Here is a 2,496-nt window from a genome sequence, read left to right as displayed (position 1 = left end):
CGTCCCAGTGAAAAACTGTACGATTTCTAGTCCATTTGGTTTTCGTGGAGGAGAATTTCATCGAGGACTTGATTTAGCAGCACCACAAGGCGAACCAATCTATGCAAGTAAAGCAGGTGTGATTATTAAAGCAGAATTTCATCCTTCATGGGGAAATTATGTAGTAATCCAACATGAAGATGGAATCACGGCTTTATATGCTCATCAACAAGAATATCGAGTAAGGGTTGGAGACAAAATTGATCAAGGCCAAATTATTGGTTATGTTGGTTCAACTGGTAATAGTACTGGTAGTCATCTTCACATTGAGTTTTGCTTAGATAATAGTTTAGATCAATCTCGGTTAATTGATCCAGAGCCAATATTATTTAAATAAATATTTTAGTATAGGAACATTTTATTTATGAAAAAAGGGAGTCGTTTCAACGTTTCCTTTTTTTATAAATAATATTAAAACAGAGAATATATAGCAATTTATAAAGTATTTTTCTTCTATTTCATTAGGTGTAAGTATGTTTGACCGTACTATACGGGTGTTTTTTGAAATATTCATCAAATTGAAGCTGAGGTTAATTTTTATAATGAACCATAGAAAAAACATGTCTAATTAATAAATAATTATTTGTGAATGAAGTATGTTGAGTAATTTAAATAATAGAAAATTTACTAGGTGAGAGAGAATGTTTGAAAAATATATGGAAAAAGATTTATATCGAAAAATTAATATTATCAATTTATTATGGGAGAATTCCCAATTAACTTCTTTAGAAATAGGAGATTATCTTAGTGTATCAAATGTAACAATCATATCAGATATAAAGTTTATTAATGATTATTACTGTTTGGAAGAAGCTCCACTAATTGTTTCTAGTTCAGCTGGCTATAGTATTTTAAACAGGGAAAATCGAAATAAAATTTATTATTTAAAAAAAGTGTATAATGATTCTTTGTTTATTCGTGCTTGTTGTTTTTGTTTACAGAATAATTTTACTAAGATTAATCAATTTGCAAAGGAAGAATTTATCTCTAAATCAAAAGCATATTATATGAAAGAAGTAGTGTTAACTTATTTCAAAGAAATTGAGATCATTAATTCATTGAATGAAGTAGATGAATGTCGGCTGCGATTTTTAATAACCTTTTTTCAAATGAAATTAGATGAAGAGTTTATTAAAATATCTAAAAATACTAAAATTGAGTTTTCAAAATTATTTGAAGAATTTGAAAAAAAAGAAATGTGTTTACTCTCAGATTACTCAAAAAAATACGCGAGTATTTTATTTCAATTACATTTTGATCGAAGAAAAAAAGTGAGGCTGAATTTTGATCAAGATTCAGTCGATTTACTAAAAAAAACGAAAGTTTATGAACGTTTATCTCAACCAATTATTTTTTTTCTAGAAAAAGAATTGCATGGGCAAGCGAAAGAAGAGGAAATTTTTTTCTTTGTTTTAATATTCAACATTATGAATGCCAATTATTTTGATGAAGCTAGTAAGTTATCAACATATACAAGCTATGTCGATCTTATTTCTAATACTCCAGCATTGTATTATAACGATTTAGTTTCTTTATTTGAAAAAGAATTTAATTTAGAATTGAGAAAAGAAAGAATTTTTGAAGCAACATTAGTTTTGTTTTTAAGGAAATGTATATTTAACTTACAAACATTAATTCCAGAAGAGCACGTGGAATTGGGAAATCTTGCAGAAGTGCCTGAAGAGATAGTTACGCGAGTTAAATCTATTTTTTTTCAGTGGAATAATATAACAAAGATTCCTCTTGCCTATTCAGATTATCACATTAAATATTTCACTTCAAAATTATATTTTTTAATAAGCAAAAAATCACGCCCTAAAAATCTTTATTTACTAACAAGTTTTTATACGGATTATTTATTAGCTAAAGAAATATTGAATCGAGAATATGGGAGGCTTGTAAAAATTCATCAATTTAATCCAAATAAAAAACTGACAGAATATGCATCGAATGATTTAGTTTTATATGATACACAGTATGAAATTTTGGAACGACTACCCTGTTTGACTCTAAAGGTGTCTTATATCTTTGATTTAGTAGAGTTACAAACGATTCGAAACCAATTATTTGGTTATGATTTAAATGGAATTATGTGTAACAAATACGCGTATTAACAAAAAAATTGAGAAAATTGCGGTAACCATAAGCGACTTGTTTAATGACCTTGATTTTATTATTTGTCCCTTCTCTAATGCCCTGTTACTATAAGGTGTTTGGAAGCCATTTTTGATTTCTTTTCTATAATTTATTGAAGAAAGTGAGTTTTTTACGAAAACACTTAGGAAACTGTGTATCTAATGTGTAAATAGCCAAGTAAAAATGTAGTTTTGTGCGTCATCTGGTACGCTTTCCTTGTGTTATTTTATTCAAGGAGGAAAGTGTATTGAGAAAAGATATCTATGAAGGAGTGTTACCTTTCATTATGACTCATACAAAAACTAATTATGCTGCTTTAGC

General features: G+C 27.8%; 3 protein-coding genes. 2 read left to right on the top strand and 1 reads right to left on the bottom strand.

The features are described 5' to 3' along the window. On the top strand, nucleotides 1-376 hold a 376-nt coding region (locus G7Y42_RS14785; protein WP_165007672.1), incomplete at its 5' end, for a M23 family metallopeptidase. 304 nt (nucleotides 377-680) lie between these two features. Next, nucleotides 681-2,153 (top strand): HTH domain-containing protein, encoded by a 1,473-nt coding sequence (locus tag G7Y42_RS14780; RefSeq protein ID WP_165007674.1) that lies wholly within the window; start codon nucleotides 681-683, stop codon nucleotides 2,151-2,153. Here the strand turns inward: G7Y42_RS14780 and G7Y42_RS15120 are convergent. Further along, nucleotides 2,128-2,199 carry a hypothetical protein gene (locus tag G7Y42_RS15120; protein WP_241161974.1) on the bottom strand — a complete coding sequence of 24 codons (72 nt, stop codon included), beginning with the start codon at nucleotides 2,197-2,199 and terminating at the stop codon, nucleotides 2,128-2,130. The genes G7Y42_RS14780 and G7Y42_RS15120 overlap by 26 nt on opposite strands. Nucleotides 2,200-2,496: the final 297 nt, after the last annotated feature.

Origin of the sequence: Enterococcus sp. ZJ1622 (assembly GCF_011038845.1) — a bacterium.
In the GTDB taxonomy this organism is placed as follows: domain Bacteria; phylum Bacillota; class Bacilli; order Lactobacillales; family Enterococcaceae; genus Enterococcus_B.
Note: the sequence above shows the minus strand (reverse complement) of the source record. Positions and strands in the feature narration are given on the sequence as shown.